The sequence below is a fragment of the Methylobacterium fujisawaense genome (assembly GCF_039619325.1).
In the GTDB taxonomy this organism is placed as follows: Bacteria; Pseudomonadota; Alphaproteobacteria; order Rhizobiales; family Beijerinckiaceae; genus Methylobacterium; species Methylobacterium fujisawaense.
In genome coordinates this window covers 220,067-236,232 of record NZ_CP155000.1, presented here as the reverse complement: position 1 = coordinate 236,232, position 16,166 = coordinate 220,067, and the positions used below count along the sequence as shown (strand labels likewise).

Genomic DNA, 16,166 nt, shown 5'->3' with positions numbered 1-16,166 from the left:
CCGCCCGGCGGCCTGCCCGATCACCTCCCCGGCCTTGCCGGATTCTCCCGTGCCCCGGCGCGACAACAGCTTGACCATTCAACGATATTTTGCCGGACCCCCCGTTTGGGCAGGGTCTGTGGACAGTGTTGCATCGCCGCAAAAATGCGGCTTTTGCGCAACGGTTCAGCCGGTTGTGGCGTTTCGGCGAGCATTCCACTGTCTTTCCGCAGGTCTCTGTAGAATAGTCGCAGACGTTGAGACGGGCAGGCTCCGTGGGGGCGCTCGGTAGGTCCGAAGCCGGCAGCCGCGATTGGCGAGCAGACCGGCAAGGAAGTGCCGAATGCGGGACGGAAGCCGTGGGACCTTGGGAAGGAATGAGAAAATGATGAAGAACTGGCTCGCGGCCGGCGCGGTCGCGCTCACGGTCGGCATGACCTCGACGATCGCGCAGGCGCAGACCACCACGGTTCCCGGCGAGCAGGTCGGCCTCGCCGTCGGCGCGCCGCTGCCGGAAGGCCTCTACGCGATCAACACGTTCACCTACCGCCGCACCGACGCGCCAAACTCGCCCGACACGGCCGTCAACATCCCGGTCCTGGTCTGGTCGACCCCGTTCGTGCCGTTCGGCGGCCGCGTCGAGCTGCTCGTGGCGCCCCCGACCGTGTTCGCCTTCACCCGCAACCCGGCGGGCGTGCGCAACAAGGACATCTCGATCAACGTCGGCACCTTCGTCGGCGGCATCTGGGCCTTCGACCTCGGCAACAACTTCGGCGTCAGCTTGCTCGGCGGCGCCTACCTGAACGACCTGAACGGCGACCGCGGCTCGATCATCACCGCGAACGGCACGACGGCCACCCCGGTCCTGCCGCAGCTCTCCTCCAACACCTACCGCTTCGGCATCGCCGGCAGCTACACCGGTGACGGCTGGAACATCACCGCCAACCTGACCGCCAACATCTACGACTCGCCCGGCCGCTTCCCCGGCCAGGTCGGCGCCGCCATCGGCCCGATCCGCCTCTCGGACGCCCTGAACTTCGACCTCACCGCGACGAAGAAGTTCGGCAACTTCGAGATCGGCCCGATCGCCTACGGCACCTACAACTTCGACATCAGCCAGGCCAGCGCGGCGGCCGGCAACCGCGGCCGCTTCGCCATCGGCGGCCTCGTCGGCTACGACTTCAAGATCTTCACCGTCCAGGCCTACGTCGCCCGCGACGTCGTGACCGGCGCGCAGTACACCAACGCCTTCGGCCGCACCCGCGACAACTACTCCACCGACGGCTGGATCCGGTTCATCGTGCCGCTCTACTCGCCGGCCCCGGCCGCCTCGCCGGTCCCGGCGGCCCTGGTCCGCAAGTACTGAGACCAACCCGAGACACCGGGCTCCCCGCCGCCGCGCGGCGGGGGCGCCCGGATCTCCGACAGGCCGTCCTCCGGGACGGCGCGCCGCCCGGCACCGCCGGGCGGTTTTTTGTTGTGCCGGCCCCGCCGCGGGCCGCCCCGAACGGGCCCGTTCCATGGGTCGCAACCGACCGCGGGTGACGCGGGCGGCGCTGACATCCTATGGTGTGCCGATGGCGCGGCTCCGGCGCCGACCGGAGCGCAGGCGGACGAGCCGAAGGAAAGTCATGGCGACGCAGGGCGAGTGGAAGATCCCCGCGCAGGCCCAGCCCAGGCCCGCGGATTACGGCTACGACCTCGACCGGGCGCTCTCGGCCGTGCTGGCCCTGTCGGCGCGGATCCCGGAGAGCGCGTTCACCGCCGAGACGCTCGGCACCGAGCGCGCCGGCAACGGCGTGGTGATCCGCGAGGACGGTCTCGTGCTCACCATCGGCTACCTCGTCACCGAGGCCGAGAGCGTCTGGCTCACCACCCGGGACGGCCGCTCGGTGCCCGGCCACGTCCTCGGCTTCGACGCCGCCACGGGCTTCGGCCTGGTCCAGGCGCTCGGCGATCTCGGCGTGCCGGCCCTCCCGCTCGGCCGCTCGGCCGGGCTGAAGACCGGCGACCGGGCCGTGCTGGCGGGGGCGGGCGGGCGCCAGCGCTGCGTCGCCGTCGAGGTCGTGGCCCGGCAGGAATTCGCCGGCTACTGGGAATACGTCCTCGACGAGGCGCTGTTCACCGCCCCCGCGCACCCGCATTGGGGCGGCACCGCGCTGATCGGTCCCCAGGGCGACCTGCTCGGCATCGGCTCGCTGCAGCTGCAGCAGGGCGGCGCCGGCGCGGCGCGACCGATCAACATGGTGGTGCCCATCGACCTGCTGACGCCGATCCTCGAGGACCTCGCCACGCGCGGGCGGGCCAACCGGCCGCCGCGCCCCTGGCTCGGCCTCTACGCCACCGAGAGCGAGGAGGGCATCGTCGTGATGGGTCTCGCCGATAACGGTCCGGCCGAGACCGGCGGCCTCCAGGCCGGCGACGTGATCGAGGCGGTCGCCGGCGAGCCGGTGGCCGATCTCGCCGCCCTGTTCCGCAGCGTCTGGGCGCTCGGCGAGGCCGGGGTGCGGGTGCCCCTCACGGTCCGCCGCGAGGGGCGCGGCGTGAAGCTCGCCCTCGTCTCCGGAGACCGGGAGCGGTTCCTGCGCACGCCCTCGCTGCACTGAGGCCGCCCGGAGCGCGCAGCCGTCGCGCTCCGGGCGGCGTCGCCGCGGGTGCCGTCGTGGGTGCCGTCTTGGGTGCCGTCTTGGGCCTGTACCGGGCACAACTTACGGCTCAGCGACTGTTCAGGTGGCGGCGTCGAATCTGCAACGACCGGCTCCCGATCCGCCGGAAGCGTTGAGGAGATCCAGTCATGACGGTTCTGAGCGCACCGCGCGCGAAGGCGCTCGTGATGGCCGCCGCGATCGCCGGCGGCCTCGGGCTCGCGGGCACCGCCGAGGCGGCCGGGGGCTGCGGCCCCGGCTTCCACCCGAATCCCTGGGGCATCTGCCGGCCGAACTGGGGGCCCCGGCCCTACGGATACTGGCGGCGGCCGATCTACTATGGGGGCTATGGCGGCTATTACCGGCCGCGGCCGTTCTACCGGCCCTACGGCTTCTACGGGCCGCGCCCGTTCTACTGAGCCTCGCGCCGGGCGATTCGAACGGCATGACGGGCGTCCCGCCGACCGGCGGGGCGCCCGTCGCGCGTTGTGGGAGGCTTTCCGGGGCCTGCATGCGCACAAAGAATGACCATTTGGAAACCTTGCCGGTTTCTTAAGCCCGGTATGCACTTTCCGCAGGTCTGATGCTTGACCTTGCGACTCCTGCTGCGCTGCGGCGGGATTATATGTGCGTTGCACCAACAAGAGGCAGCGATGCGCAATGAGGCGCCGTCGTCTGCTCGAACAGAGGTCACAGCACACCATGTCCGCCGCCCGTAGCGTCCTGAGCCGCGTCCGCGCCTATCTCCGGTACCGCGACACCGTCACCCAGCTGTCCCGCCTGTCGGACCGCGACCTGGCCGATCTCGGCATCAACCGCAGCGAGATCCGCGGCGTCGCCCGCGTCTGATCCCAGCGTTTGATCCCAGCGTCCGAGCCGAACGCCGTGAAGGACCGTTGCCCGTTGATCCGGGCGGCGGTCCTTCGCTATTTTCAGGCATGACACAGACCATCCATATCGTCGGCGGCGGCCTCGCCGGATCCGAGGCCGCCTGGCAGGTGGCCGAGGCCGGCCATCGCGCCGTGCTCCACGAGATGCGCCCCGTGCGCGGCACCGAGGCCCATCAGACCGACGGGCTCGCCGAGCTCGTCTGCTCGAATTCCTTCCGGTCGGACGACCCGGAGGGCAACGCGGTCGGGCTGCTGCATCAGGAGATGCGCACGCTCGGCTCGCTGATCATGCGGGCGGCCGACGCCAACCAAGTGCCGGCGGGCGGGGCGCTGGCGGTCGACCGGGAGGGGTTCTCCGCGGCGGTGACCCGGACCCTGGAGCAGCACCCCAACGTGACCCTGGTCCGCGGGGAGGTCGAGGGGCTGCCGCCGGAGGCGTGGGGCCCCTGCATCGTCGCCACCGGCCCGCTCACCGCACCCGCCCTCGCCGAGGGGATCCGGGGGCTCACCGGGGCCGAATCCCTCGCCTTCTTCGACGCCATCGCGCCCATCGTCCACCGCGACTCGATCGACATGGAGGTGGCGTGGTTCCAGTCCCGCTACGACAAGCCGGGGCCGGGCGGCACGGGGGCGGACTATCTCAACTGCCCGATGAACCGGGAGCAGTACGACGCCTTCGTGGCCGCCCTCGTGGCGGGCGAGAAGATCGGGTTCAAGCAATGGGAGGGCACGCCCTATTTCGACGGCTGCCTGCCCGTCGAAGTGATGGCCGAGCGCGGGCCCGAGACCCTGCGCCACGGCCCGATGAAGCCCGTGGGGCTCACCAACCCGCGGGACCCGCTGGTCAAGCCCTGCGCGATCGTGCAGCTGCGCCAGGACAACGCGCTGGGCACCCTCTACAACATGGTCGGCTTCCAGACGAAGCTGACCTATGCCGAGCAGGTCCGGATCTTCCGCACGATCCCCGGCCTGGAGCGGGCCGAGTTCGCCCGCCTCGGGGGCCTGCACCGCAACACCTATCTCGACAGCCCGCGCCTCCTCGACGCCACCCTCCGGCTGAAGGCCCGGCCCGCCTTGCGCTTCGCCGGCCAGATCACCGGCTGCGAGGGCTACGTGGAGAGTGCCGCGGTCGGGCTGATGGCCGGCCGCTTCGCCGTCGCCGAGGCGGCCGGCCGGCCCCTCGCCCCCCTGCCCCAGACGACGGCCCTCGGCGCGCTCATCGCCCACATCACCGGCGGCCACGTCGCGGCGGACGGCGAGGCCAACGCCCCGCGCTCGTTCCAGCCGATGAACGTCAATTTCGGCCTGTTCCCGCCGCTCGCGCAGGCCCCCCGCAACGAGACCGGCCGGCGCCTGCGCGGGCCCGAGAAGGCCGCGCTGAAGAAGCGCGCGCTCACCGACCGGGCCCGGGCCGACCTCGCCGCCTGGATGGCGGGGACGCAGCCGGCGGACTGGAGACCTGCGGCGGCGGAATAGGAAGGCGCATGCGGCTTGCAGGGGGGCGCCCTCCAGCATCCGGGCCCCGCATGATCGAGATCGACACCCGCGCCTTCCTGGCCGACCTGTACGCCCTGCGCGAGATCGGCCGGTTCCGCACCGGCGTCCACCGGCCGACCTTCTCGCCCGAGGACATGGAATCCCGCCGCTGGCTGATGGCCAAGCTGGAGGCCTGCGGGCTCGCGGCCTCCATCGACGGGATCGGCAACGTGCTGGGGCGCCACCGCGGCCCCGGCCCGCATCTCCTGGTCGGCAGCCATATCGAGACCCAGAACGAGGCCGGCTGGCTCGACGGGGCGCTGGGGGTCGTGGCCGGGGTGGCGCTGGCCCGAGCTGGCCTGCCCGTCGACGTCGTCGCCTTCGCGGACGAGGAGGGGCATTTCTCCGGCGGTTTCCTGGGCAGCCGCTCGGCGATCGGCGACCTGACCGAGGCCGAGATCGACGAAGCCCGCAACCGCACCGACGGCACCCCCCTGCGCGCGGCGCTCGAAGCCGCGGGCCTGGCCGGCCTGCCCCGGATGCGGCTCGATCCGGGCCGCTACCGCGGCTTCCTGGAGATGCATATCGAGCAGGGCACGCAGCTCGAATCCGCCGGCCTGCATCTCGGCGTGGTGAGCGGCATCGTGGCGATCTGGCAGTTCCGGATCGTGTTCGAGGGCAACCAGGACCATGCCGGCGGCACCACCATGGCGGAGCGCCGGGACGCGGGCCTCTCGGCGGTGCGGCTCCTGGCGGCGATCGACCGGGCGTTTCCGAACGTCTGCGGCCCGCGCAGCACCTGGACCACCGGGCGGATCACCCTGGATCCCGGCGGCTTCAGCATCATCCCGGGCCGGGCGGAGGTGTTCTTCCAGTTCCGCGACGTGGCGATGCCGGTGCTGGAGCGGATGGAGGCCTGCCTGGAGGCGCTGGTGCGCGAATCGAACCGGCGCGAGCGCTGCCCGGCGACGCTGACGGCCCTCTCCAAGGCGATCCCCGCCCCTTGCGACCCGGACCTGATGCGCGCCCTCTCGGAGGCCGCCGAGCGGGTCTGCCCCGGCGGATGGCAGGTGATGCCCTCGGGGGCCGGACACGACGCGCAGAACGTCGCCCGGATCCTGCCGGCCGCGATGCTGTTCGTGCCCTCGATCGGCGGCATCAGCCACCATTGGGCGGAGGATACGAGCGACGCCGACCTCGCCCTCGGGGTGCGGGCGCTCGGGGACGCGGCCGCCCGGGTGCTGGCGGGGTGAGCGTACCGTGCCCCGGGCTCTCTGCCGATCGGCCGGAGGGAACGGGCCGTCGCGGCGCCCCGGACCTCAGGCGCCCGGCAGCAGCGACTGGATCGGGATCAGGTCCGGCCGGTATTCCTGCATCCCGCCGGCGATCCGCTCCTCCACGGCGTCGAGGAATTTCTCCGGGTCGGTGATCGAGCACTGGCGCAGGTCCCAGAAGGCGTAGCGCCACCACTGCACCTTCAGGTAGCGCTCGATCAGCGCGTCGGGGAAGCGCATCTTCACGATCCGGGCCGGGCTGCCGGCCACGATCGCGTAGGGCGGCACGTCCTTGGTCACCACCGCCATGGCGCCGATGATCGCCCCGTCGCCGATCGTGATGTCGGGCATCAGGAAGGCGCCGTGGCCGATATAGACGTCGTTGCCGATGCGCACGCGCTTGGGCCACAGATAGGGGCCGCAGATCTCGTAATCCTCCGCCCGCGGGTCCAGGCGGTCGAACACCGCCGAGTGGTGCGTGTAGAACAGCGGCGAGGTCGAGCCGCAATGGACCGGATGGCTGCCGCGCCCGACCTGGACGCTCTCGCCGATCGAGCAGTAGCGGGCGATGTCCGCGCCGAAATAGTAGCCGCTCACCGCGTACGAGAAGGCTCCCATGGTGAGGCAGTAATCGATGCCCATCCACTTGATGCTGCACGGTGGCTCGAAGGTGCAGTCCTCCGGCAGTCCGAACGGAGCCGGATGCAGCACCGAGATGCCGCGCCGCAGCATCTCCTGCTTCATGTCCTCGTTGACGGAGATCATGCGGCGTCCTCGTCGATGCGGCGGCGTTCCGGCCCGGCCGGTGCCGGGTCCAGGCCATAATAATCGTGCAGCAGGTCGCCGTAGACGGCGGCCCGGATCGGTCCGGAGAATCGCCCCGCATCCGAGACGTCGAGGGCGAGCAGCCGGTCGTTGCAGGCGGCCGGGTCGGTGACGAGGGCGCAGGGCAGCAGGTGGCCGTTCGGATAGGCGCGCAGCCGCTCGGCCGGTGCGCCGAGGTCGAAGGCCGCCACCGGCAGGCCGGTGCGCAGCGCCAGCGTCAGCGCGTACGAGTAGGTCTCCGGCCAGATCGCCGGCAACAGGACCAGGTCGGCCGAGACCCGCCAGACCAGGTCCAGGGCCTCGTGGTCGCCGGCGTAGCGCCCGGTCTGGGCGACCCCGACCTGCTCCAGGCCGACGGCCAGGGCCGGGTCGGAGAAGCCCACGATCGAGAAGCGCAAAGGCAGCTTCCGATCCTGCGCGTCGGTGGCCAGCGCCTGCAGGAACAGCCCGCCCTTCGTGGCGCTGATCGCGCCGAGCACCGCGACGCGGCGGACGCGTCCGGGCCGCTGCAGGGCGGTGGAGCGCACGCTGCGCTCCGGCTCGACATGCGGCCGGACCGTGACCGCGAGATCCGGGTACACGTCCCGGATCCGGCCCGCCGTGTCGGCGGACGGCGCGAGCACCCGCGAAGCCCCCGCCAGGAACGCCCCGAACGCCGCCCGCCGCTCCCCCGGATCCGGCTCCTCGAACCCGTCCGCGTCCGAAGCCAGACAGGCCCGGCACGCGCTGACCGGCGCCAGCCCGCAATAGCGCCCGTCCGGCTGCACGAGGTGGTTGCGGTGGCAGACCGGCGAGTAGTCGTGCAGCGTCCAGGCGTAGGGCCGGCCCGACCCCGCCACCCGATCCATCAGCGCCCGCGCCGCCGCCCAGCGCAGCCCCGCCAGCGAGTGCACGTGGATCAGGACCGGCGCCAGCTCTGCGATGAAGCCGGCGAGTTCGTCCGCGTCCCGCGGCAGGTACAGGCTGTCGAGGTTGGGCAGGTACAAGAATTCGGGGCTGCGGTAGGCGACGTGGACCTCGAGGTTGCGGGTCCGGTCGATCTGCAGGAGCACGACGCTCAGGCCCTCGGCCCGGGCCTGCGCGACCATGTCGTCGATGTGCCGCTGGATGCCCCCGCCCCAGGAATGGGTCACGTACAGGAGCGCCCGGCCGGCGAAGTGCCGGGCCAGCCGCGCCCGGTCGAGCCGCGCCCGCCCGCGCCGGCCGGGATCGGCCTGGACGAACTGGCCGACCCGGGCCGGGTAGTCGGGGTGCTTGGCCAGCAGGGCCGCCTGGCCCTGGACGTACTCGCCGCCCTCGTCGAGCCCGAACGAGATCTGGCCGGCATGGTAGACGAACACGTCCTCGGCGAGCAGGTTGACGAAGCCCGCCTTGATGGCGCGCAGGCACCAGTCATTCTCCTCGCCGTAGCCCTTGCCGAAGGCCTCGGCGTCGAGGGTGCCGACGGCGTCGAGCGCGGCGGCGGTCATGTACATGCAGAAGCCGACGCCGGTGGGCACGGGCACGGCGTGGCCGCGGTTGACCTGCGCCGCCATGCGGTCGAGATCGGCGCGGTCGATCTCCAGCGGCATGGTGTTGTTGGCGTTGAAGCGCGGGTAGGAGCAGATCGTGGCGTTGTTGGACAGCGGCGTGACGCTGCCCACGCGCAGCCCCGCCCCGGCTTCGGCCTCAGGTTCGGCCCTGGGGGCGGCCTCGGGTTCGACCTTGGGTTCTGCGTGGGCGACGAGCCGGTCGAGCCAGTCGCCGAAGACCTGCGCGTCGGAATTGAGCAGGACGACGGCGCGGCCCTGGCGCAGGCCGAGGGCGCGGTTGACCGAGCGGACGAAGCCGAGGTTGCGTTCGTTCTCGACGAGGTGGAACAGGCCGCGGCCGGCGAGCCGGGCGAGGTCTGCGGTGAGTTCCGGGTCGGGGGAGCGGTCGTTGACGGCGAGCAGGGTGAAGGGCGTGGCCTGGGGCTGGGACAGGCAGGCGTGGAGGGCGCGCAGGGTCTCGCCGCGGCCCTTGTAGACCGGGACGATCACGACGACCCGGGCCTGGTCGATGGGCAGGGCCCGGGGCAGGCGGTCCCATGCGTCGGGCGCGGGGGCCTCCATCGGCGGGTAGGTGCCGAGATCCTCGGGGGCGGCCATCAGCCCGGCGGCCCGGCCCGTGCGCACGTAGTGCAGGAACGGCGACTCCCCCGCACCCAGGAGATGGCCGTAGGTCTCCCTGTAGAACGCGATGGAGAAGGTCGCGCTCGGATCGCGCCCCTCGTGCTGGCCGTAGGCGACGAAATGAGCGAGCGGTCCGCCGGGGGCGTCGGCGGCGTCGGGGTTGCGCTTGGCGTAGAAGGCGGCGTCGAAGAACGGCGCGATCAGGCGGGCCTCGTCGGCCAGCGCCGCCGCCCGCGAATCCGGCGTGCCGTAGCGGGGGTGGAAGGCACCGGCCGAGATGTCGGCGCCGTGCAGGAGGGCCGTGGCGAGGACGTGGACGAGGGGCGCCAGCCCGGTCTCGCGCACCCCGGGATGCGCGTCGCAATAGGCCTGTCCGTCGAAATCCGCCCTGGGGTTGCGGCCCTTGCGCCAGCCGGTGTCGCAATAGTCGCGCACGGCGTCGTCCGCCTCGGACAGCCCGTAGCGCGCCCGGTAGAAGCCGTGGTCGAAATGCCCCGCCACCAGCCGCGCCTGCAGGTCCAGGAGCCCGTCCCGGTCGCAGGCCGCCTGCCCGATCGCCCCCAGCCAGCCCGTATCGGCGATCGGCGCCCGCGCCGGGCGCAGGCCGCAGACGCCCAGCAGCGCGGCCAGCGTCGAGCGCCCGGGCCCCGGGTCGCGCAGCTCCCGCCAGCCCGCCTCGGCGAAGTGCAGGTACGGCTCCCGCCCGCCCACGTCCGGGTAGGTCGCCCGGTACCAGTCCGCATCCACCGCCGGCAGGTGCAGCCGGTGCGGCTCGGCGAACGGCGCGCCCCCGGACAGCCGGGTCTCGGCCACGTAGCGGAAGAACGGGTCGTCGCCGACCGCCCGGCTGCCCGCGCGGGCCTGCACGAAGCCGGCCGGGTCGAAATCCGGCCGCGGGCTGACCCGCGCCCGCCAGCCCTCCGCCACGTAGTGGCGCAGCAGCGCGGCGTCCGAGGCCCCGGCCAGCGCCTCGGCCTGGGGGCCGGGCAGGCGCTGCCGGTAATGGGCGGCGTCGAAGTAGGGGGCGAGGGTCTCCATCCGCAGGGCCAGCGCCGCGTCCGGGTCCGGCCGGGCGGGGCCGCCGTTGCGGACGTAGTGCACCAGCGGGTTCTGGGTGGCGAAGGTGAGGCCGCGGGTGAGGCAGTAGGCCAGGGTGTCGAACTGCGGTGCCGGCTCGCGGCCCTCGCGCCAGCCGGAGGCCATGTAGTGGTCGACCGGATCGACGCCGGCGGCGGCGAGGTCGGGGTTGTTGGCCAGGTAGAAGGCCCCGTCCACGAGGCGGCGGGCGAGGCGCTCGGCCCGGGCCGTGTCGGGCTTGGGCAGGGGCGCGCCGGCCGCCCCGCCCGCGCCGCTGCCCTCGCCGCCACCCTCGCCGCCGGCCCGGGCGCGCCGGCGCGTGAGGGCGTGCAGGAACGGGTTGATGCCGGCCCGGGCGAGGTAGGGGCGGTCGGCGAGGTAGGCGGCGGAGTCGAAGTCGGGGCGCGGGTCGCGGCCCTCGCGCCAGCCGCGGACGAGGTAGTCGCGCACCGGATCGGCCGTGATCCCGTACCAGCTCGCGTAGAAGGCCGCGTCGACATGCGGGGCGAGGGCGCCGATCAGGCGCGCCTCGAGATCCGCACCGGTCGCCGCACCGGCCCAGCGGCGGTGCAGCGCCGCCGGCTTGGCCAGCGGATCGCGCAGCCGGCCGAGGCGGCGGCGCATCCGCGTCAGGGCCGAGGTCCGGCCGGTCCCGTCGGAGCCGCGGCGCATCTCAGGACTCTGCGGAGGGGCGTTCGCCGCGGGCCGTCACGAGGCGCGGCATCCATCGGCCGCCCGCCGGGCGGGCGCGGTCGAGGCGCGGGGCTCTGATCGAGTCATGGGCGGCAGCTGGCGGGCAGCGTCGGGGGCGCAAGGAGGCGCGGGAGCGGTCATCCTGTCGGACACCTGTCGCACTAACGGAACCGGCGGAATCCGTAAACCGTGGGTCGCCGGCACCGTCCGCCCAGGATGGCTGCGTCGCGGGTCGGAGGCAGGCGCCTTGCGGGCATTCGGTTTTCGATATATCTTATATTTAGACATATCGAAATCGAGTCGAAAATCATGCGCCCACACCGCCCGGATGTCCTCCACGCCGATCCCTTCGATGCCTTCCGCGTCCGCGCCCATCGCGGTCCGATGGGGGGCGATCCCCGCGGGCGGCACGGTCCGCACGGCCACCACGGTCGCGGACCCGGGGAGCGCCGGATGTTCGGCCGGGGCGGCCGGGGCGACCTCGCGCGCTTCTTCGCCCACGGCGACCTGCGCCTCGTCATCCTGCACCTGATCGCCGAGAAGCCGCGTCACGGCTACGAGATCATCAAGGCGATCGAGGAGCGGGTCGGGGGCGCCTACAGCCCGAGCCCCGGGACGGTCTACCCGACGCTCACCCTGCTGGAGGAGCTCGGGCACGTCACGGTCACCCCCGGGGAGGGCACCAAGCGGCTGCACACGATCACGCCGGAAGGGCAGTCCGTCCTGGACGGCAACCGCCCGGTCCTCGACGCGATCCTCGCCCGGATGGCGGAGGCCGAGGCCGCCCGGGGCGACGGTCCGCCGCCCTCGGTGGTGCGCGCTCAGGAGGGTCTGAAGCTCGCCCTGCAGATGCGGCTCGCCCGCGGTCCGCTCAGCGCCGAGCAGGCCGCCGCCGTCACGGCCGCGCTGGAGGCGGCGACCGCCGCGGTGGAACAGGCGTGAGGGATCGCGATCGCCGCCGGGACGCGACCGGTGCCTGACCCGCGGCTCAGCCGCCTCGTGCTCGGGGTCACCCTGTTCCGGCCGGGTCCGGAACAGGTGGAGCGCGTGTGCGCCCTGGCCTCGGCCGGCTTCGCGGCGGTGATCGCCTTCGACAATGGCGGCCTCCCGGCCGGGGCGGCGGAGCGCCTCGCCCGGGCCGGCGTCACGCTGCTGTCGGAGGGGACGAATCTCGGCATCGCCGAGGCGCTCAACCGGATCGCCGCGGCCGCCCAGGCCGCGGGCGCCGGGGCCCTCCTCCTCCTCGACCAGGATGCCGAACCGCCCGGAGATCTCGCCGCCGCGCTGCTGACGGCCCAGGACCGGCTGCGGGCGGCCGGGATCCCGGCGGCGGTGGTGGGCCCGGCCCCGGCCCCGGCGCCGGGCCACAAGGCGCCCGCCTACCCGCCCCGTCCCGGCGCGCCGGGGCATGGCGACCTCGCCCCGGTGCAGTTCCTGGCGACCTCGGGCTCGCTCGTCGACCTCGCCGCCTTCGCCCGGGTCGGGCCCTTCCGCGGCGACTTCTTCATCGACGGGGTCGAGCTCGAATGGTGCTTTCGCGCCTGGAGCCTCGGCTACGGCTGCTACCAGACCCGCGCCGTCGCGATCCCGCACCGCGTCGGCGGCGGGACGATCCGGGCCTTCGGGATCGCGATGCCGCGCCAGCCCCTGTTCCGCATGGGGACCTATCTGCGCAACGCGATCTACGCGTGGCGGCTGCCGCACGTGCCGCTGCGCTGGAAGCTCGCCCAGGCCGCCTACCTGCCGCTCCAGGCCGGGCTGTACTGGGCGGATTCGGGCTGGCGGCCCGCCGTGCTGCTCAGGCTCCTCGCGGCCGCCCGCGACGGCGCCCTCGGGCGCCTCGGGCCGCCCCGGGATCTGCCCAGAGATGAGCCGAGAGATCTGCCGTGACCGACCGCCCTGCCCTCGACGTGGTGATCGTCAACTGGAACGGCGGCGGGCTGCTGCGCGCCTGCCTCACGAGCCTCGCGGCCGCGCAGGACGCCGCGGCCGTGCAGGTCACCGTGGTGGACAACGCCTCGACGGACGGCTCCATCGAGACCCTGCCCGCCCTGCCCCGCCCGCTCCGGCTGATCCGGAACGCCACGAATCTCGGCTTCGGCCGGGCCTGCGACCAGGGCGCCGCCGCCGGCGACGCCCCCGCGATCCTGTTCCTCAACCCGGACACGCAGGTCGCGCCCGACGCGCTCGGCGTGGCTCTGGCCGCGCTGATGGCCGACCCGCGGACCGGGATCGTCGGCGCGCGCCTCGTCGAACCCGACGGGCGGACCGCGCGCTCCTGCGCCCGGACCCCCTCGGCGTTGGGCCTCCTCGGCCGCGCCCTGGCGCTGGACCGCCTCGGCCTCCTGCGACCGCACTTCCTCCTCGAATGGGACCATGCCGCGGACCGCGCCGTCGACCAGGTGATGGGCGCCTTTCTGATGATCCGCCGCGACCTGTTCCGGACGCTCGGCGGCTTCGACCCGCGCTTCTTCGTCTACTGGGAGGATGCCGACCTCTGCGCCCGAACCCGGGCGGCGGGCTTTTCCGTGCGGCACGTGGCCGGGGCGGTCGCCCGCCATCTCGGCCAGGGCACGACCCGGCAGGTGCGGGCGCGGCGGCTGTTCTACTTCCTGCGCAGCCAGATCCTCTATGCCGGCAAGCACCACGGCGTCGCCGCGGCCCTCGCCCTGACGGCGGCGAGCTTCGGCGCGCAGGTGCCCCTGCGGCTCGCCCTGGCCCTCGCCCGCCGCTCCCCCGGGGAGGCCGCGGAGGTCCTGCGGGCGGCGGGCCTCCTGGCCGCGGCGCTGCCGGGGCTCGTGCCGGACCTCCTGGGGTCCGCGCGCGCGCGGGCCGCCGGCTGAGCGGGCCGGCTGAGCGGGATGGCGATGCCGCACGCGACCCGAAGCGCCCTCCGCGCATCCCCGCTCACATCCGCCTGCCGCCTCATCGGCCGGGCCGGGGCCGCGGCGCCGCACCGGATGCGGCCGTGAACCTGACCTTCGCCGGCGACGGCCGGTTCTGGGCCTGCGCCTTCCTGGGCCTCGGCCTGCCGGTCTGCCTCGCGCTGGCCTGGATCGATCTACCCGGCGAGACCCCGTCCGCCCTCGATGCCTTCGTCCGGCTCGCCCGCATCGCCGCGTTCCTGAGCCTGGGTGTCGCCGCCCTGGCCGTGGCGACCCGGGGACGGGCCGCGCTGTTCGCGCTGCTGTGCTGGCCGGCCTCCCTCGCGGCCGCCTCCGGTCCGGACGGGCTCGTCCTCGCGCTGGCGGCCCTCGCCGCCGCGCTGCTCAGCCCCCGGCCGATGACGGGCCGGTACAGGCCTGCGCGCCTCGCCGGAGCGACGCTGGCGATCGCCCTGGTGGTGCTGGCGCGGCCGGCCTGCGCCCCCCTCGCCGGGATGCTGCTGGTGCCGTTCCCGCCGCCGGGACGGCTTGCCCGCACCTGCCGGGAGCGGCTGCCCCTCGCCGCAATCGCCCTCTTGCCCGCCCTTCTGCCGGCCCTCTCGGCTGCGAGCCTCGGGACGCCGCACCCCGCCGGAGCCGGGCACGGGCCCATGGCCCTGCCCGTCCCGCTGCCCGGTTTCCTCTTCGGGCTCTGGGCCGTCGCGCTGCTGGTGCCGCTGGTCGCGCTGCGGCGCGGCCCCCTGCCCCCGCGGGCGGAGCGGCTGTGGCTCTCGGGGGGGGCGCTGCTCGGCCTCTGGCTGATGGTCGGGGCGCAGGCCCTCGCCCCGGCGGGCGGCCCCGGCGGGCTGCAGATCCGAGACCTTGTGCCGCTGGCGCCGATGCCGATTCTGGCCTTCGCCCGGGGGCGGATCGGCACCGCGGCGGCCCTGCGCTGGCCGGCCCTGCTCGTGGTGCTGGCCGCCGCTCTCGACGCGGTGGCGCTGCCGATGATCGCGCTGCGGCTTTAGGAGAAACGCTCAGTCCCGGTCGAGGAAGTCCAAGAGTGCCCGGTTGAACGCCTCGGGCCGGGTGACGCTGTGGGCGTGGCCGCCGTCGGGGGCGAGGGCGAGCCGGGCCTTGGGCAGCGCCGCCGCCAGCCGCTCGGACCGCGTGTAGGGCACCAGCACGTCGTCCCGGGCCGCCATCACCAGGGTCTCGTGGCCGATCGATCCGAGACGCTCCGCCACCGTGAAGCGCTCCAGGGCGGCGATGCGCGCCAGCACGGTCTCGGCGCCGGGGAAATGCGCCAGCGCCTGCGCCTCGTCGTGGGCGACGCGCTCGGCCTGCGCGGAGAGCCAGGGCGCCGGGTACAGGAAGATCGCCTGGGCCCGCACGAAGGCCTCCGGGCCGCCCCCCGCCAGGATCGCCCGGCGGGCCGCGAAGCAGCGGCGCGTGGCCGGGTCCAGGGCGTCCCAGCCGTTGATCACCACGATCCGCCCGACCCGGTCGGGCGCGTCCAGCGCCATCTGGAGGGCGATCAGGCCGCCCAGGGCGTGGCCGACCACGTCCGCCCGATCGATCCCGGCTTCGTCCAGCACCGCGCACGCGTCCCGCGCCATGGCGGGTATGTCGTGGTCCGGCCCGAGGGGGCCGGGCGAGCGCCCGGTGCCGCGATGGTCGTAGGTGACGACCCGGAACCGCGCGGTCAGGGCCGCCATCTGCGGCGCGAAATAGCCGGCCCCGCCGCCGAGCCCCGGCGAGAGCAGCACCGGCCGCCCGTCCGCCGGGCCCGCCACCGCGTGATGGAGGGAGGCCGCCCCCGCCGCGCGCCTGGCCATCAGCGGCCGATATGGGCGACGGAGGCGATCTCCACGCGGGCCTCGGGCTTCACGAGGCCGCACTGAATGCAGTAGCGCGCCGGTTTCTCGCCCGGAAAATACTCCGCGTAGACGGCGTTGATCGCCGCATAGTCGGCCCAGTCCGCCAGGAAGACGTGGTTGAAGGTGACGTCGGCCATCGTGCCGCCCGCGGCCTCCACCACACCCTTGACGGTCTCCAGCACGTGGCGGGTCTGGGCCGCCGCATCGCCGACATGGACCACCTGGGCATCCGCATCCAGCGGCAGCGTGCCCGAGACGTACAGGACCCCGTCGGCCAGCGTGCCCGGCACGTAGGGGGCCAGCGGCTTGCCGGTTCCCGGCGGTATCACGACCTGCTTGGGCATTCCCCTGCGCCTCCCGCACGCGACCTGTCGGCCGGCCCTTGCAGGCTGCGCGGGAGGCCGCAGCGC

At 73.8% G+C, this 16,166-nt stretch carries 14 protein-coding genes; 10 read left to right on the top strand and 4 right to left on the bottom strand.

Going from position 1 to position 16,166, the window contains the following annotated elements; translation table 11 throughout:
• The first annotated feature begins 364 nt into the window (after positions 1-364).
• The 6 genes from ABC766_RS01250 to ABC766_RS01230 all read left to right on the top strand — a co-directional run bounded on the left by ABC766_RS01250 (position 365) and on the right by ABC766_RS01230 (position 6,243).
• Positions 365-1,345: a transporter gene (locus ABC766_RS01250; protein ID WP_043345625.1), complete on the top strand. Its 981-nt coding sequence runs from the start codon at positions 365-367 to the stop codon at positions 1,343-1,345.
• A gap of 265 nt (positions 1,346-1,610) precedes the next feature.
• On the top strand, positions 1,611-2,585 hold the full coding sequence (locus ABC766_RS01245) for a S1C family serine protease (protein WP_043345622.1): 975 nt from the start codon (positions 1,611-1,613) through the stop codon (positions 2,583-2,585).
• 188 nt (positions 2,586-2,773) lie between these two features.
• Positions 2,774-3,043: a GCG_CRPN prefix-to-repeats domain-containing protein gene (locus ABC766_RS01240; protein ID WP_043345620.1), complete on the top strand. Its 270-nt coding sequence runs from the start codon at positions 2,774-2,776 to the stop codon at positions 3,041-3,043.
• 283 nt (positions 3,044-3,326) lie between these two features.
• The gene (locus ABC766_RS33955) at positions 3,327-3,473 is read left to right on the top strand and encodes a DUF1127 domain-containing protein (RefSeq protein WP_020095497.1); all 147 of its coding nucleotides are present in this window, start codon (positions 3,327-3,329) and stop codon (positions 3,471-3,473) included.
• A gap of 89 nt (positions 3,474-3,562) precedes the next feature.
• A complete protein-coding gene (trmFO, locus tag ABC766_RS01235; protein ID WP_345820738.1) occupies positions 3,563-4,990 on the top strand; it encodes a methylenetetrahydrofolate--tRNA-(uracil(54)-C(5))-methyltransferase (FADH(2)-oxidizing) TrmFO in 1,428 nt (475 codons plus the stop codon).
• 50 nt (positions 4,991-5,040) lie between these two features.
• Entirely contained in the window at positions 5,041-6,243 is a 1,203-nt protein-coding gene (locus ABC766_RS01230) for a Zn-dependent hydrolase (RefSeq protein ID WP_345820736.1), read from the top strand.
• 66 nt (positions 6,244-6,309) lie between these two features.
• Here ABC766_RS01230 and ABC766_RS01225 read toward each other — a convergent pair whose 3' ends face one another.
• The gene (locus ABC766_RS01225) at positions 6,310-7,029 is read right to left on the bottom strand and encodes a CatB-related O-acetyltransferase (protein WP_043345613.1); all 720 of its coding nucleotides are present in this window, start codon (positions 7,027-7,029) and stop codon (positions 6,310-6,312) included.
• A complete protein-coding gene (locus ABC766_RS01220; protein WP_345820731.1) occupies positions 7,026-10,991 on the bottom strand; it encodes a glycosyltransferase in 3,966 nt (1,321 codons plus the stop codon). Before ABC766_RS01220 ends, ABC766_RS01225 begins: the two co-directional genes overlap by 4 nt.
• Before the next feature lie 330 nt (positions 10,992-11,321).
• Between ABC766_RS01220 and ABC766_RS01215 the strand changes: the two genes are divergently transcribed.
• From ABC766_RS01215 to ABC766_RS01200, 4 genes are all read left to right on the top strand, one after another.
• The gene (locus ABC766_RS01215) at positions 11,322-11,954 is read left to right on the top strand and encodes a PadR family transcriptional regulator (protein WP_043756726.1); all 633 of its coding nucleotides are present in this window, start codon (positions 11,322-11,324) and stop codon (positions 11,952-11,954) included.
• A gap of 30 nt (positions 11,955-11,984) precedes the next feature.
• Positions 11,985-12,902, top strand: coding sequence for a glycosyltransferase family 2 protein (locus ABC766_RS01210; RefSeq protein ID WP_342145393.1), 918 nt, complete (start codon positions 11,985-11,987; stop codon positions 12,900-12,902).
• Entirely contained in the window at positions 12,899-13,855 is a 957-nt protein-coding gene (locus ABC766_RS01205) for a glycosyltransferase family 2 protein (RefSeq protein WP_279901531.1), read from the top strand. The genes ABC766_RS01210 and ABC766_RS01205 overlap by 4 nt, the downstream gene beginning before the upstream one ends.
• 125 nt (positions 13,856-13,980) lie before the next feature.
• The gene (locus ABC766_RS01200) at positions 13,981-14,904 is read left to right on the top strand and encodes a hypothetical protein (RefSeq protein WP_279901532.1); all 924 of its coding nucleotides are present in this window, start codon (positions 13,981-13,983) and stop codon (positions 14,902-14,904) included.
• 9 nt (positions 14,905-14,913) lie between these two features.
• On the opposite strand, the gene rutD is transcribed toward ABC766_RS01200, so the two are convergent.
• Together rutD and rutC are read right to left on the bottom strand one after the other, a co-directional pair.
• Positions 14,914-15,714 (bottom strand): pyrimidine utilization protein D, encoded by an 801-nt coding sequence (rutD, locus tag ABC766_RS01195; protein WP_053608220.1) that lies wholly within the window; start codon positions 15,712-15,714, stop codon positions 14,914-14,916.
• Positions 15,714-16,100 carry a pyrimidine utilization protein C gene (gene rutC / locus ABC766_RS01190; protein WP_345820722.1) on the bottom strand — a complete coding sequence of 129 codons (387 nt, stop codon included), beginning with the start codon at positions 16,098-16,100 and terminating at the stop codon, positions 15,714-15,716. Before rutC ends, rutD begins: the two co-directional genes overlap by 1 nt.
• Positions 16,101-16,166 lie beyond the last annotated feature (66 nt).

Bases quoted from the DNA above. Each gene is read 5' to 3' on its own strand.
- ABC766_RS01250 (WP_043345625.1), top strand. From the start codon at position 365: ATGATGAAGAACTGGCTCGCGGCCGGCGCGGTCGCGCTCACGGTCGGC.
- ABC766_RS01225 (WP_043345613.1), bottom strand. From the start codon at position 7,029: ATGATCTCCGTCAACGAGGACATGAAGCAGGAGATGCTGCGGCGCGGC.
- ABC766_RS01240 (WP_043345620.1), top strand. From the start codon at position 2,774: ATGACGGTTCTGAGCGCACCGCGCGCGAAGGCGCTCGTGATGGCCGCC.
- ABC766_RS33955 (WP_020095497.1), top strand. From the start codon at position 3,327: ATGTCCGCCGCCCGTAGCGTCCTGAGCCGCGTCCGCGCCTATCTCCGG.
- rutD (WP_053608220.1), bottom strand. From the start codon at position 15,714: ATGGCCAGGCGCGCGGCGGGGGCGGCCTCCCTCCATCACGCGGTGGCG.
- ABC766_RS01220 (WP_345820731.1), bottom strand. From the start codon at position 10,991: ATGCGCCGCGGCTCCGACGGGACCGGCCGGACCTCGGCCCTGACGCGG.
- trmFO (WP_345820738.1), top strand. From the start codon at position 3,563: ATGACACAGACCATCCATATCGTCGGCGGCGGCCTCGCCGGATCCGAG.
- ABC766_RS01215 (WP_043756726.1), top strand. From the start codon at position 11,322: ATGCGCCCACACCGCCCGGATGTCCTCCACGCCGATCCCTTCGATGCC.
- ABC766_RS01245 (WP_043345622.1), top strand. From the start codon at position 1,611: ATGGCGACGCAGGGCGAGTGGAAGATCCCCGCGCAGGCCCAGCCCAGG.
- rutC (WP_345820722.1), bottom strand. From the start codon at position 16,100: ATGCCCAAGCAGGTCGTGATACCGCCGGGAACCGGCAAGCCGCTGGCC.
- ABC766_RS01230 (WP_345820736.1), top strand. From the start codon at position 5,041: ATGATCGAGATCGACACCCGCGCCTTCCTGGCCGACCTGTACGCCCTG.